Genomic DNA, 13749 nt, shown 5'->3' on the forward strand with positions numbered 1-13749 from the left:
CCCTACTGCTTCACCGGCCGCTTTGCCAGCTTCCTTTGCAGCGTCCGCCGATGCATATTGAGCGCCCTCGCCGTGGCCGAAATGTTGCCGCCGTTCTCGGCCAGCGCGCGCTGAATATGCTCCCATTCGAGCCGCGCCACCGAAAGCAGCGCCGGGCTTTCGAGTGCCGCTTCCGCCTGCTCGACGCTCGCTTCTTCCTTCAGCGCGCTCAAGATCGACTCGATATTGGCCGGCTTCGCAAGGTAATTGTCTGCCCCGTCCTTGACCGCCTGCACAGCCGTAGCGATGCTCGCATAGCCGGTCAGCACCAGCATGCGCGCGTCGGGCTGAAGCTCGCGCAGCGGCGCGACGAGGTTCAAGCCGGAGTCGCCGCCCAGATGCAGATCGACCGTGATCAGATCGAACTTGTGTGCATTGGCAAGGTGGATCGCCTCCTGCGCGTTATGCGCCTGATGAACCTCGTAGCCGCGGCGCGTCAGACCGCGCGCAAGAATGCCCGAGAACACTTCGTCATCGTCGATGACGAGAAAAGGGGTGTCGCTCATCGTAGGGTCTCCCTGGAATCGGATGAAGAAGAGGCGGCGGGCACGCGCAGAATCGCGCGCGTGCCTCGCGGCACGCCATCGGCCAGCTCGATCGAGCCGCCCAGGCGCGCTGCCGCCGAAAACGCGAGATAAAGCCCGACGCCATGACCGCCTTGGGCGCTATCGACCGGCGTCGCGCCGAGTTGCGCACGCAGCGCGGGCGCGATGCCGGGCCCGCAGTCGCGCACTTCGAATTCAATGACGCCCGCCGACACCATCGCCGCAAGCGTCACGCTGTCGCGACTCACGCGCGCCGCGTTGTCGAGAAGGATGGTGAGGATCTGCCCAACGGCCGTCGTATCGTCGACCCACGCTTCGGCGCAAGGTGCGCCGAGCCGCTCGTATTTCACGTGGGGATGGCGCAGGCGCCATTGCTCGGAAAAACCGCCCAACCATTGCTCGAGATTTTCGCGATGCGAAGATTCGGAGGCACGGCTGCGCAGCCGTGCGAGCGCCGACGTGCAAAGCATCATCTGCTGCTCCAGCAGATCGAGGTCCGGCGCATAGGGCGCGAGTCCCTTGTCGTGCTGGGCTGACACGCGCAGCTCCTCGGTCAGCATGGCGATCGTCGAAAGCGGCGTGCCCATCTCGTGCGCGACGGTTGCCGCCTGCACCCCGAGCGCCACGGCGCGCTCGTCGCGCAAGAGCCGCTGCTGCGCCTCGCCGAGCGCGGCGTCGCGCTGGCGCAGCGCATTCGACATGCGTGCGACGAACCAGGCGATGAGCCCGACGCTCACCATGAAGTTGACCCACATGCCGGCGCGGTAGTAATCGAACAGATTGGCCGGGTTGTCCATATTGAGCGGCACGGAATCGAAGCCGAGCGCGACATAGCAACACATCGCAAAAATGGCCAGCCAGATCATGTGTCGCCAGGGCAGCACGGCGGCGGCGATCGCAAGCGAGGGCAGATAAAGCGAAACGAATGGATTCGTCGTGCCGCCCGACAGAAAGAGCAGCCCCGAAAGCGCCGCGAGATCCACCCAAAGCTGGCCGAGCAACTCGAGATCGGTTTCCGGCCGGGCGCTGGCGACGCGAACCCAGGTCAACGCATTGAAAAGCACCTCGAGCCCGATGATCGCGAGCATCGCCGGCAGCGGCAGATGGACGCCGAAGAACTGCTCGACGACGGCGATCGTCGCAAGCTGACCGATGATGGCCAGCGAGCGGAGCCAGAACAGATGGGCCAGGTTCACGCGGCCGGTATTGGTGATTCGGTGCATCGAAAGACTCAGTCGGGAAACGCAGGCGTGGGCGGGCAGCGCGGCGCGCTCGCTTCGGCGAGACACCGCGGGCACAGGCACCCACACCCCGGTACGAGCCGCTCGGCCGCCACCGGCGGCAGCGAAGCACACCAGCACTCGAGGGGCTTCGCATCGCGGCCGCAATCGAACGGCGTACCGCACCGGGGACACCGGGCAGGGCGCGCCGCCGCGCACTCGGGCGATTTGTGCTGCGAACGGCTCATGACGATTGCCCGCAAAAAACCGAAACATGGACGACAAGTGCATCATGCCAGCGTTCCCGGCACGGCGCATGCGTGCCCTCCCGCCAAGCCGCATGCGGCCGTGGGACCTGCGACCAAAAACCGCGGAACATAGCACCAGTCCTGTACAATTCGGCCTGTTTTCGCCTGTCCCACTCGTTCGAACCCCTGTTGCCTGCCGAGCTTGCCGCCATGTCCGAGCCTCACGACCTCGCCCAGATCGCGCCTACACTGAAAGCCGAAATACTGGCCGAGGCCCTGCCTTATATCCGTCAGTACCACGGCAAGACCGTCGTCATCAAATACGGCGGCAATGCGATGACGGAAGAGAGGTTAAAGCAAGGATTCGCACGCGATGTGATCTTGCTCAAACTTGTCGGCATCAATCCCGTCATCGTGCACGGCGGCGGCCCCCAGATCGATCAGGCGCTCAAGAAGATCGGCAAGCAAGGCACGTTCATCCAGGGCATGCGGGTGACCGACGAAGAAACGATGGAAGTCGTCGAATGGGTGCTGGGCGGTGAAGTCCAGCAGGACATCGTCACGCTCATCAATCACTTCGGCGGCCAGGCCGTAGGTCTGACAGGCAAGGACGGCGGCCTCATCCATGCGCGCAAGCTGATGATGCCGGATCGGGACAACCCCGGGCAGTACGTCGATATCGGCCAGGTGGGCGAGGTGGAGGCGATCAATCCGGCCGTCGTGAAGGCGCTGCAGGACGACGCGTTCATCCCCGTCATTTCGCCGATCGGCTTCGGCGAGGACGGCCTGTCGTACAACATCAACGCGGACCTCGTGGCCGGCAAGCTGGCCGTCGTTCTCAATGCCGAAAAGCTCGTCATGATGACGAACATTCCCGGCGTCATGGACAAGGCCGGCAATCTGCTGACCGATCTTTCGGCACGCGAGATCGACGCGCTTTTCGCCGACGGCACGATCTCGGGCGGCATGCTGCCGAAGATCGCCTCGGCGCTCGACGCCGCTAAAAGCGGTGTGCGCTCGGTACACATCATCGACGGCCGGATCGAGCACTCGGTGCTGCTGGAAATTCTGACCGAGCAGCCGTTCGGCACGATGATCCGCTCTCACTGAGGCCACGAGCGCGGCGCGGCTGCCTGCGGCCCCGGCGCGCCGCGCCGCCCCCTGCCCGCCCACGTCATGCCAATTCCCGCTTCCCGCCGGCGCCGTCCCGCACATCGCGGCGGCGGCCCCGTCTGGCTGTTCGATCTCGACAACACCCTCCATAGCGCATCGCACGCGATCTTTCCGTCGATCAACGAGGGGATGACGCGCTACATCATCGACGCGCTCGGCATCGGGCGCGCCGAAGCCGATGAATTGCGGCTCGCCTATGTGCGGCGCTACGGGGCAACGCTGCTCGGCCTCGCGCGCCATCATCCGATCGATCCGCACGAATTCCTGCGCGTGGCGCACGCGATGCCCGAACTGCGCCAGATGCTGCGCGCCGAGCGGGGGTTGGCGCGCCTGATCGACGCGCTGCCGGGCCGCAAGATCGTGTTGACCAACGCGCCCGAGGGCTACGCGCGGGCCGTGCTCGATGAACTCGGCATCGAGCGCCTGTTCGAGCGAGTCATCGCGATCGAACATATGCGCCGGCGCGGCCAGTGGCACGCGAAACCCGATCTCGCGATGCTGCGCCACGTGCTGCGAGCCGCGCGCGTGCGGCTCGCCGAAGCCGTGCTCGTGGAAGATACGCGCTCCCATCTGAAGCGCTACCGGCGCCTCGGCATCGGCACCGTGTGGATCGTCGGACACCTCGTCGCACCGGTGCGCGGCGCAGGCGGCGAGCGCCGCGCGGCTCGAATGCCCGGTACAGGACGCCCCCACTATATCGATAGCCGCATTCGTTCGCTAAAATCGCTCCGACGGGTCATCTCGCGGAGCTCCCATGCGCTCGACTGAACGGCAAGCAGCGATCCTCGACGGCGAGGCCGAAGGTGTAGCGAACCCCGTGGGGGCCGGCAAAGCGCCGCGCATGAAACCGGGCGAGCGGCGCGTGCATATCCTGCAGACGCTCGCCACGATGCTCGAAGCCCCGAAAGGCGAGAAAATCACGACGGCGGCGCTCGCCGCCCGGCTCGGCGTCTCCGAGGCGGCGCTTTATCGGCAGTTCGCGAGTAAGGCGCAAATGTTCGAAGCGCTGATCGAGTTCATCGAAAGCACCTTTTTCGGGCTCATCAACCAGATCGCGGCCAAGGAGCCGAACGGCGTGCTGCAGGCGCGCGCGATCGGCGTCATGCTGCTGAACTTCGCGGCCAAAAATCCCGGCATGACACGGGTGCTGACGGGCGAGGCGCTCGTCGGCGAGCACGAACGCCTGAGCGCGCGCGTCACGCAGATGCTCGAACGCGTGGAGACCTCCGTGAAGCAGTGCCTGCGCGTCGCGCTCATGGAGGCGAACCAGGGCGCGCACGACGCGGCCGCGCCGCTGCCGGCCGACTACGATCCCGCGCTCCGAGCCAGTCTGCTCGTCAGCTACGTGCTCGGCCGCTGGCACCGCTATGCGCGAAGCGGCTTTGCGCGCGCGCCGGCCGAACACGCCGAAGCCGAATTGCGGCTGATTCTCCAATAGCGCAAGCACCGGATTTCCGCTATTCTTTGCCGTCTGCTTGCTGGATGCGGCCCCGGTCATGGGGTACCGTGTCGGGTGGCTCGAGGGTTCGAGCTCAAGCTGCGCGCCGATTTGTCGACTTGATTGCGGGCGCGCGAATCCCCCGAGACGGGATTCACTATAAATGCGGCTAAAGAGGTCGTCAGCCGCGCCCGCCTTGCCCCGCGCATCGCCGACACCATTTAGCCGCCCTGTCATGAGGCGGAATGAATGGAATCGATCGGTATCGTCACGCCACAACGTATGCAGTTCAATGAGCCGCTCGCGCTGCAAAACGGCAGCACGCTCGCAGGCTACGATCTCATGGTCGAAACGTATGGCACGCTCAACGCCGCGCGCTCGAACGCGGTGCTCGTCTGCCATGCGCTCAATGCCTCCCATCACGTCGCAGGCTTCTATGCGGATCAACCCAAGGACATCGGCTGGTGGGACAACCTCGTCGGCCCCGGCAAGCCGCTCGATACGAACCGGTTCTTCGTCATCGGCGTGAACAACCTGGGCTCGTGCTTCGGCTCGACGGGGCCGATGAGCATCGATCCGGCCACCGGACGCCCGTATGGCGCGAGTTTTCCCGTCGTGACCGTCGAGGACTGGGTCAACGCGCAGGCGCGCGTGGCCGATGCGTTCGGCATCGAGCGTTTCGCCGCCGTCATGGGCGGCAGCCTCGGCGGCATGCAGGCGCTCGCCTGGAGCACGATGTATCCGGAGCGCATCGCGCACTGCATCGACATCGCTTCGACGCCGAAGCTTTCGGCACAGAACATCGCGTTCAACGAAGTGGCGCGCTCGGCGATCCTGTCCGATCCGGATTTTCACGGCGGCGACTACTACGCTCACGGCGTCAAACCGAGGCGAGGCCTGCGGGTCGCCCGCATGATCGGGCATATCACCTACCTGTCCGACGACGACATGGCGACGAAATTCGGCCGAGCGCTGCGGCGGGAGAACGGCGAGAACGGAGCCGCCGGTGGCGCCGCCTACAACTTCAACTTCGAGGTCGAATTCGAAGTGGAGTCGTACCTGCGCTATCAGGGCGATAAGTTCGCCGATTACTTCGATGCGAACACCTACTTGCTGATCACGCGCGCGCTCGATTATTTCGATCCCGCCCGCGCTTTCGGCGGCGATCTGACGGCCGCGCTCGCCGCGACGCGCGCGAAATATCTGGTCGTCAGCTTCACCACCGACTGGCGCTTCGCGCCGGCGCGCTCGCGCGAGCTCGTCAAGGCGCTGCTCGATCACAAGCGGCAAGTCACTTACGCGGAAATCGACGCGCCGCACGGTCACGACGCGTTCCTGCTCGACGACGCGCGCTATCACAATCTGCTACGCGCCTATTACGCGCGCATTGCCGAGGAGGTCGGCGCATGAACCAGTCCGCTATCGATTCGCTCGCCACACGCGCCGATTTTCGCGCCATCGCGCGCTGGGTCGAGCCCCGCTCGACCGTGCTCGACCTCGGCTGCGCGGACGGCACGCTGCTCGCGCTGCTCACCGAGGAGCTCGAGGTGCGCGGCTACGGCATCGAGATCAACGACGCCGGCGTGCTGGCGTGCGTCAAGCACGGCGTGAACGTCATTCAGCAGAATCTCGAAGATGGCCTGCGACTCTTCGAAGACGACAGCTTCGATTTCGCGATCCTCTCGCAAACGCTGCAGACGATCCATCAAACGGCGGCGATCCTGCGCGAAACGGTGCGCGTCGGCAAGGAATGCATCGTCTCCTTTCCGAATTTCGGTTACTGGCCGCATCGCCTGTCGGTGCTGTGCGGACGCATGCCCGTTTCGCGTTCGCTACCTTATCAATGGCACAACACGCCGAACGTGCGCGTACTGACGATCGAGGATTTCGAAGCGCTCGCTCCCGAAGTGGGAATCGAGATCCTCGATCGCGTCGTCCTGCATGAAGGCCGGACGGTGCGCTGGGGCCGAAACTGGCGTGGTAGTCTTGCGGTCTATCGCGTGAAGCGCGCCGCACCGGGTGTTCCGTCCCCGGGCTGACGCCGCACCAATCCGAGAGGCCGCCTATCAAACGAGATATTCCGAACCCGCCGCACGAGCATGCCCCGCTGGGCGCTCACGAGGACCATCCCGGCTGGCGGGCATTCCTGAACCGGCACATGCTGATTTGCGTCTTTCTCGGCTTCACGTCGGGATTGCCGCTTTTTACGCTCGTCTATCTCGTACAAGCCTGGCTGCGCTCCGAAGGCGTCAATCTCAAGGAAATCGGCCTGTTCGCACTGATCCAGTTTCCCTATACGTGGAAGTTCGTCTGGGCGCCGTTGATGGACCGGTACGTCCCACGGCTGCCGGGCTGGCGTCCGGGGCGCCGTCGCGGCTGGATGCTCGTTACTCAGTTGCTCGTCGCCGGCGCGATCGCGGCGCTCGGGTTCGTGTCGCCGCGCGAGGAAATCTGGACCGTCGCGGCACTGACGGCGCTCGTCGCGTTTTTCGGGGCGAGCCAGGACATCGTCATCGATGCCTATCGACGCGAGTTGCTCGCCGATACCGAGCAGGGGCTGGGCAACGCGATACATGTGAATGCCTACAAGGTCGCGGCGCTCATTCCGGGCTCGCTTTCGCTGATCCTTTCCGATCACCTGCCGTGGACCGTCGTGTTCGCTGCGACCGCCGCATTCATGCTGCCGGGCATCGTCCTGACGCTCGTGGTGAGGGAGCCGCAGGTCAGCGGTAAGCCGCCGAAAAACCTGCGCGCGGCTATCGTGGAGCCATTCACCGAGTTCATTTCGCGCGACGGCTGGAGCGCAGCACTGCTGATCCTCGCGTTCATCTTCCTCTACAAGCTCGGGGATGTGATGGCGACCACGCTGTCCACTTCGTTCTTTCTCGACATCGGCTTCGACAAGACCGCGATCGGGGTGATCGCCAAAACGACGGCGTTCTGGGCAAGCCTCGCGGGCGGCATCATCGGCGGCGCCTGGCTCGTGAAAGTCGGCATCGCCCGTGGGCTTTGGGTGTTCGGCGTGGTACAGATCGTCTCCACGCTCGGCTTCGCCTGGCTGGCCAAGATCGGCCCGTCGCCCGCGGCACTCGCGCTCATCTACGGGTTCGAGACATTTGCCACGGGTTTGACGCTGGCAGCCTTCACGGCCTATATCGCCAGCACCACCGATCCGCGCTACACCGCGACACAATTCGCGCTGTTCACGAGCCTCGCTTCCGTTCCACGAACGCTTGCCTCGGCGGCGAGCGGTTACATCGTCACGGAAATCGGCTGGTTCGACTATTTCTTTCTCTGCGCCTTGCTTGCGGTACCCGGCATGCTGCTATTGCCGAAAGTAGCCCCATGGAACTCGCGCGCATGAAGCGAGGGGCCACCTCGCGCCGTTCCCGCCACTGCACGGTGCGGCCCCTCGTGCGAATACCCGCGCTGGCATCGGCCGCCCTCGTGTTGCTGGCGGCGCAACCGGTGCAGGCCGCCAATCCCGGCGCCAGCTCGGCGGCGAGTGCGCCGGCCGCGGCACCCGCCCCGGCATCGAGCCCACTCGCGCCGAATGCGACCGTGCGTTTCGGCAGCGGCCCGACGTTCCGCAGCCTCGTTCCGTCGCCGCTTCTCGAAGCGCAGTCGGCCGTCGAGTACACGCAGTTGATCGAGCGGGCGCGCGGCGAGGGACGTCTGCTGCCGGCGAGCGACCCGCGCGTCGAGCGCGTGCATTCGATCCTCATGCGCGTGGCGCCTTACGGCGATAAATGGAGCGAGCGCGTCAAGGATTGGCGATGGGAAGTCAACGTCGTACGCTCGCGCGAGATCGGCATGTTTTGTCTGCCGGGCGGCAAGCTCGTCGTCTATAGCGGCCTGCTCGATCGCATGCGCCTCAAGGACGACGAACTCGGCGTACTGTTCGGCCACATGATCGCCCATGCGCTGCGCGAGCAGGTGCGCGACCGGCTCAGCGCTCAACAAGCGGCACCGTTCGGTACCGATCCGCTGCCGCAGCTGTTCGGCGTGACCGAGTTCGACGGCTCACCGCCCCAGGCGCCGGGCCTCGGCAGTCCGATCCTGGCCATGCGCTACGATGCGACCGACGAAACGGAGGCCGACGTGATCGGCGCCGACATCGCGGCGCGCGCCGGCTTCGATCCCCGCGCGGCGCTTTCGCTCTGGGACAAGCTGGCCGACGCGACACGCGGCGACCGTGGCACCGGCTTCATTCACATCCATCCTTACAGCGAAGCACGCAGGCTCGATATCATCAAGCGCCTGCCCGACATGCTCGCGCAGTACGCGAAAGCGCGCGGCGTCGACCCCGACCGGCTGCCCGACTATCCCGGCGTCAAATCGCCGAAGGCGCGGCCTACGCGCGATCGTTGACCGCGACGCCCCGTCGCGATCAGCCCCAGTGATCGTAATCGACGGTAAGCGGCGCGTGATCGCTGAACTTGATGTCGCGGAAGATGGAGGTCCGTTTGGCCTTCGCGGCAATACCGGGTGTCGCGATCTGATAATCGATCCGCCACCCGACGTTCTTGGCGTAGGCTTGGCCCCGGTTGCTCCACCACGTGTACTGCTCGGGGCGCGGATCGAGCGTGCGAAAGACATCGACATAACCGACTTCGTCGAACAGCGTCGTGAGCCATGCCCGCTCCTCGGGCAGGCAACCGGAGTTCTTCTGGTTGCTCTTCCAGTTCTTGATGTCGATTTCCTTGTGGACGATATTGACGTCCCCGCAGAGAATGACCTCGCGCGATTCGCGCAGCTTGGCCAGATGCGGCATGAATTCGCCCATGAAGCGGTACTTGGCCTGCTGGCGCTCGTCGCCGCTCGAGCCGGACGGCACATACACCGAAACGATCGACAGTTCGCCGAAACGCGCTTCGACATAACGACCTTCCGGATCGAATTCCGCGCTGCCGAACCCGATGACGACATCGTCGGGCTGGCGCCGCGTGTAAAGGCCCGCGCCGCTATAGCCCTTTTTGACGGCGTGCTGGAAATAGCCCGTGAAATCGTGCGGCGCAAGGAACTCGGGCGTCATGTCCTCCTGCGAACATTTGACTTCCTGTACGCACAGAACATCGGCTTCCTGGTTGCCGAACCATTCGAAGAAGCCTTTTTTCGCGGCAGACCGAATGCCGTTCAGGTTGGCGGTAATCACGCGCAGCATGCTCGTTTTCCTTTCGTTGCTCGTTGTTCGTTGATTCGACTGCGGCCCGCGATACCGAGGCACGCGTCAGACGACGGTCACGCCCGTCAGGGACGCCTTGGCGGGCGGATACTCGAGCGAAAGACTTTCGAATACGCGCAGCAGCAATGCCGCCACCATCACGTTCCGATGCGATTTCGAGTCCGCCGGCACCACGTACCAAGGGGCGTAGTCGGTCGATGTGGCCGCCAACGTATCGCGGTACGCCTTCTGGTAGTCATCCCATTGTTTGCGCGCATCCAGATCGGACACGTCGAATTTCCAATGTTTGGTCGGGTCGTCGATGCGCGCCTGCAGGCGGCCGCGCTGCTCTTCCTTCGAGATGTGCAGGAAACACTTGAGAATCGCCGTCCCGGAATCCGCAAGGAGCGCCTCGAAATGACGGATATGGCGCGTGCGGGCGGCGAACGCCTCGTCGTTCAGTTGTCCGTGCACACGCGGCACGAGCAAATCCTCGTAGTGGCTCCGATTGAAGATCGTCAGCTCGCCCGCCGCGGGCGCGTGGACATGCACGCGCCAAAGAAAGTCATGCGCGGCTTCGTCGAGTGTCGGCGCGCGAAACTGCACGATGCGCAGGCCCAGCGGGTCGACCTCGTGGAACACCGCGCGAATCGTGCCGTCCTTGCCGCTCGTATCCATGCCCTGCAAGATCAGCAGGACACGCTCGCGGCGTTGCGCGTGCAAGCGCTCCTGCATTTCGTCGAGTTGGACGGCGAGCGCCGCCAGCCGCTCGCGATCGGCCTGCTTCGAGCGGGCGGAGAACGGCTTGCCGGCCGGATCGAAGTCCGTCAGATTGAAGGCGTCGCTTTTCTTGCCGCTGTCGAAGAAGGGGACTCGGAAGTCGTCCAGATGCACTTGTTTTGCCATGACTTCATTCACGCCTTTCGAAGCCGCCGCCGTACCGCTTCATGAGAGCTTCTTCTTCAGTAGCTCGTTGACCTGCTGCGGATTGGCCTTTCCTTTCGTCGCCTTCATCGCCTGCCCGATCAGCGCGTTGAACGCCTTTTCCTTGCCGGCCCGATACTCGTCGACCGATTTCGGATTGGCCGCCAGCACTTCATCGATGATCGCTTCGAGTGCGCCCGTATCGGATATCTGCTTCAAGCCCTTGGCTTCGATGATGCGGTCCGCCGCAGCGTCGTCGGTCGCCTTCTCGTCCCAGATCGCAAGGAAGATCTCCTTGGCGATCTTGTTCGATATGGTGCCGTCGGCGATCCGTTGCAGCACAAGCGCCAACTGCGCCGCCGACACCGGGCACGCGCCGATCTCGAGACCATCGCGGTTCAGTTGCGACGAGACCTCGCCCATCAGCCAGTTCGCGGCCGTTTTCGCCTGCGAGGCGCCGAGCTTCGCCACGACAGCCTCGAAGTAGGCCGCCATTGCCTTGCTCGATGTCAGTACAGCGGCATCGTAGGGCGTCAACCCATACTGCTGCACGAACCGTTCCTGCATCGCGGCCGGCAATTCGGGCATCTCGAGCTTCACGCGCTCGATCCAGCCCGCATCGATCACGAGCGGCATCAGATCCGGGTCGGGGAAATAGCGATAGTCGTGCGCGTCTTCCTTGCTGCGCATCGAGCGCGTCTCGCGCTTATCCGGATCGTAAAGACGCGTTTCCTGCACCACGGTGCCCCCGTCTTCGATCAGTTCGATCTGCCGGCGCACCTCGTATTGAATCGCCTCTTCGAGAAAACGGAACGAATTGAGGTTCTTGATCTCGGCGCGCGTACCGAACTGCTCCTGGCCTACCGGGCGCACCGATACGTTGGCATCGCAGCGGAACGAGCCTTCCTGCATGTTGCCATCGCAAATGCCCAGCCAGACGACGAGCGCGTGGAGCGACTTCGCGTAAGCGACGGCCTCCGCCGCGCTGCGCATGTCGGGCTCCGTCACGATCTCGAGCAGCGGCGTGCCGGCACGGTTCAGATCGATACCCGTCATGCCGGCGAAATCCTCGTGCAGCGACTTGCCGGCATCTTCCTCGAGGTGCGCGCGCGTCAAATGGATCGTCTTTTCATAGGCGGCGGTGCCCGTCTTCTCGTTGGCCGGAACCTGGATCGTGATCGCGCCGCCCTGCACGACGGGGATTTCGTACTGGCTGATCTGGTAGCCCTTGGGCAGATCGGGGTAGAAGTAGTTCTTGCGCGCAAAAATGCTGCGCGGCGCGACCGTCGCCCCGACGGCGAGTCCCAGGCGGATGGCCCGCTCGACCGCGCCCTTGTTCATGACCGGCAACACGCCGGGCAGCGCCAGATCGACGGCGCATGCCTGCGTGTTGGGCTCGGCGCCGAAGCGCGTCGAGGCGCCCGAAAAGATCTTGGAGGCCGTCGAGAGCTGCGCGTGCGTCTCGATGCCGATTACGACTTCCCATTGCATGGTCATGCCTCCGGCGCTCGTTGGTGCCAGTCGGTCGCGCGCTGATACGCGTGAGCGATCTGCAACATACGGGCCTCGTTGAAGTAATTGCCGATGATCTGCAAGCCCACCGGGCGCTTCGCGCCCGCACCGGCGCCGAAACCGCAAGGCACGCTCATGCCGGGCAGGCCGGCCAGGCTCACCGAGAGCGTGTAGACATCCGCCAGATACATCTGCACGGGGTCGTCGCCTTTTGCGCCGATATCCCATGCGACCGTCGGCGCGACGGGCCCCATGATGACATCGCAGTGGTGGAAGGCTTCCTGGAAATCCTGCGCGATGATGCGGCGAATCTTCTGTGCCTGCAGGTAGTAGGCATCGTAGTACCCGTGCGAGAGCACGTACGTGCCGACGAGAATGCGGCGCTTGACCTCGGGGCCGAACCCTTCGGCGCGCGACTTCTTGTACATTTCGAGAAGGTCACCGTACTGAGCCGCGCGATGACCGTAGCGCACGCCGTCGAAACGCGACAGGTTCGATGAGGCCTCGGCCGGCGCGATCACGTAGTAGACCGGGATCGACAGCTCGGTCTTCGGCAGCGAAACGGGCACGAGCGTCGCGCCGAGCGCCTCGTACTCCTTGAGCGCTGCGTCGACGGCCGCGCGGACGTCATCGGCCAGACCGGCGCCGAAATACTCGTTCGGCAAGCCGATACGCAGGCCGGCAAGCGGTTTGTCCGCGCTGCCCGACGCACCCCAAGGCTTGTCGAGATAACGCCCGAAATCCTCGTCCTCTCTCGCGAGGCTCGTGGAATCGCGTTCATCGAAACCGGCCATCGCATTGAGCAGCAGCGCGCAATCCGCGGCGCTCTGGGCCATGGGCCCGCCCTGGTCCAGCGACGACGCGAACGCGATCATGCCGTAACGCGATACGCGGCCGTAGGTGGGCTTGATGCCCGTCACGCCTGAAAACGACGCCGGCTGACGAATCGAGCCGCCCGTATCGGTGGCGGTCGCGGCGGGCGCGAGCCGGGCGGCGACGGCCGCGGCCGAGCCGCCCGACGAGCCCCCCGGTACGGCTCGCGTATCCCACGGATTACGCACCGGCCCGAAGGCGGAGTTCTCGTTCGACGAACCCATCGCGAATTCGTCCATGTTCGTCTTGCCGAGCGTCACCATGCCGGCTCGCGCGAGCCGCTCGACGACGGTCGCATCGAACGGGCTCTCGTAGCCGGCGAGCATTTTCGAGCCGGCCGTGGAGTGCCAGCCGCGTGTCACGAACACGTCCTTGTGGGCCACCGGCACCCCGGTGAGCGGGCCGGCGTCGCCCGAGGCGATCCGGGCGTCGGCCGCGCGCGCGGCCTCGAGCGTGCGCTCCGGCGCGACTTCGATGAAGGCGTTCAATTCGCGCGCGGATTCGATGCGCTCGAGAAAGAGCTGCGCGAGCTCGACGGCCGAGATCTGCCGCGTCGCGAGCGCGCGGGAGAGCTCGGTCAAACTGTTGGCGTGCATGTCTGGTTCGTTCCTGT

General features: G+C 64.8%; 14 protein-coding genes. 7 read left to right on the forward strand and 7 right to left on the reverse strand.

Annotation, left to right across the window (positions count from 1 at the left end):
- Positions 1-2: 2 nt before the first annotated feature.
- Genes VGL01_RS16555 through VGL01_RS16565 form a run of 3 tightly spaced genes read right to left on the reverse strand, consistent with a single transcriptional unit; the run spans position 3 to position 2052 of the window.
- On the reverse strand, positions 3-545 hold the full coding sequence (locus VGL01_RS16555) for a response regulator transcription factor (RefSeq protein WP_331571184.1): 543 nt from the start codon (positions 543-545) through the stop codon (positions 3-5).
- Positions 542-1807: an ATP-binding protein gene (locus tag VGL01_RS16560; RefSeq protein ID WP_331571186.1), complete on the reverse strand. Its 1266-nt coding sequence runs from the start codon at positions 1805-1807 to the stop codon at positions 542-544. Before VGL01_RS16560 ends, VGL01_RS16555 begins: the two co-directional genes overlap by 4 nt.
- An 8-nt stretch (positions 1808-1815) precedes the next feature.
- Entirely contained in the window at positions 1816-2052 is a 237-nt protein-coding gene (locus VGL01_RS16565; RefSeq protein WP_331571188.1) for a cysteine-rich CWC family protein, read from the reverse strand.
- A gap of 210 nt (positions 2053-2262) precedes the next feature.
- Between VGL01_RS16565 and argB the strand changes: the two genes are divergently transcribed.
- The 7 genes from argB (at position 2263) to VGL01_RS16600 (ending at position 9034) form a co-directional block, all read left to right on the forward strand.
- Positions 2263-3162, forward strand: coding sequence for an acetylglutamate kinase (gene argB / locus VGL01_RS16570; RefSeq protein WP_173255834.1), 900 nt, complete (start codon positions 2263-2265; stop codon positions 3160-3162).
- Between the two features lie 66 nt (positions 3163-3228).
- Positions 3229-3993 (forward strand): pyrimidine 5'-nucleotidase, encoded by a 765-nt coding sequence (locus VGL01_RS16575; protein ID WP_331571190.1) that lies wholly within the window; start codon positions 3229-3231, stop codon positions 3991-3993.
- Positions 3980-4663: a nucleoid occlusion factor SlmA gene (slmA, locus tag VGL01_RS16580; protein ID WP_331571192.1), complete on the forward strand. Its 684-nt coding sequence runs from the start codon at positions 3980-3982 to the stop codon at positions 4661-4663. The genes VGL01_RS16575 and slmA overlap by 14 nt, the downstream gene beginning before the upstream one ends.
- A 249-nt stretch (positions 4664-4912) precedes the next feature.
- On the forward strand, positions 4913-6073 hold the full coding sequence (gene metX / locus VGL01_RS16585) for a homoserine O-succinyltransferase MetX (protein ID WP_331571194.1): 1161 nt from the start codon (positions 4913-4915) through the stop codon (positions 6071-6073).
- Entirely contained in the window at positions 6070-6702 is a 633-nt protein-coding gene (metW, locus tag VGL01_RS16590) for a methionine biosynthesis protein MetW (protein ID WP_331571196.1), read from the forward strand. The genes metX and metW overlap by 4 nt, the downstream gene beginning before the upstream one ends.
- Before the next feature lie 38 nt (positions 6703-6740).
- The gene (locus tag VGL01_RS16595) at positions 6741-8027 is read left to right on the forward strand and encodes an AmpG family muropeptide MFS transporter (RefSeq protein ID WP_331571268.1); all 1287 of its coding nucleotides are present in this window, start codon (positions 6741-6743) and stop codon (positions 8025-8027) included.
- Positions 8024-9034 carry a M48 family metallopeptidase gene (locus VGL01_RS16600; RefSeq protein ID WP_331571198.1) on the forward strand — a complete coding sequence of 337 codons (1011 nt, stop codon included), beginning with the start codon at positions 8024-8026 and terminating at the stop codon, positions 9032-9034. Before VGL01_RS16595 ends, VGL01_RS16600 begins: the two co-directional genes overlap by 4 nt.
- Positions 9035-9053: 19 nt before the next feature.
- Here the strand turns inward: VGL01_RS16600 and VGL01_RS16605 are convergent, their stop codons facing one another.
- The 4 genes from VGL01_RS16605 to gatA all read right to left on the reverse strand — a co-directional run bounded on the left by VGL01_RS16605 (position 9054) and on the right by gatA (position 13732).
- Complete coding sequence (locus tag VGL01_RS16605) at positions 9054-9827, reverse strand: exodeoxyribonuclease III (RefSeq protein WP_331571200.1); 774 nt, start codon at positions 9825-9827, stop codon at positions 9054-9056.
- A 66-nt stretch (positions 9828-9893) separates the two neighbouring features.
- Positions 9894-10733 (reverse strand): PPK2 family polyphosphate kinase, encoded by an 840-nt coding sequence (locus VGL01_RS16610; RefSeq protein WP_331571202.1) that lies wholly within the window; start codon positions 10731-10733, stop codon positions 9894-9896.
- A gap of 39 nt (positions 10734-10772) precedes the next feature.
- Entirely contained in the window at positions 10773-12248 is a 1476-nt protein-coding gene (gatB, locus tag VGL01_RS16615) for an Asp-tRNA(Asn)/Glu-tRNA(Gln) amidotransferase subunit GatB (RefSeq protein ID WP_331571204.1), read from the reverse strand.
- Positions 12245-13732, reverse strand: coding sequence for an Asp-tRNA(Asn)/Glu-tRNA(Gln) amidotransferase subunit GatA (gene gatA, locus VGL01_RS16620; RefSeq protein WP_331571206.1), 1488 nt, complete (start codon positions 13730-13732; stop codon positions 12245-12247). The genes gatB and gatA overlap by 4 nt, the downstream gene beginning before the upstream one ends.
- Between the last annotated feature and the right edge of the window lie 17 nt (positions 13733-13749).

It is taken from the genome of Trinickia sp. (assembly GCF_036503415.1).
In the GTDB taxonomy this organism is placed as follows: domain Bacteria; phylum Pseudomonadota; class Gammaproteobacteria; order Burkholderiales; family Burkholderiaceae; genus Trinickia.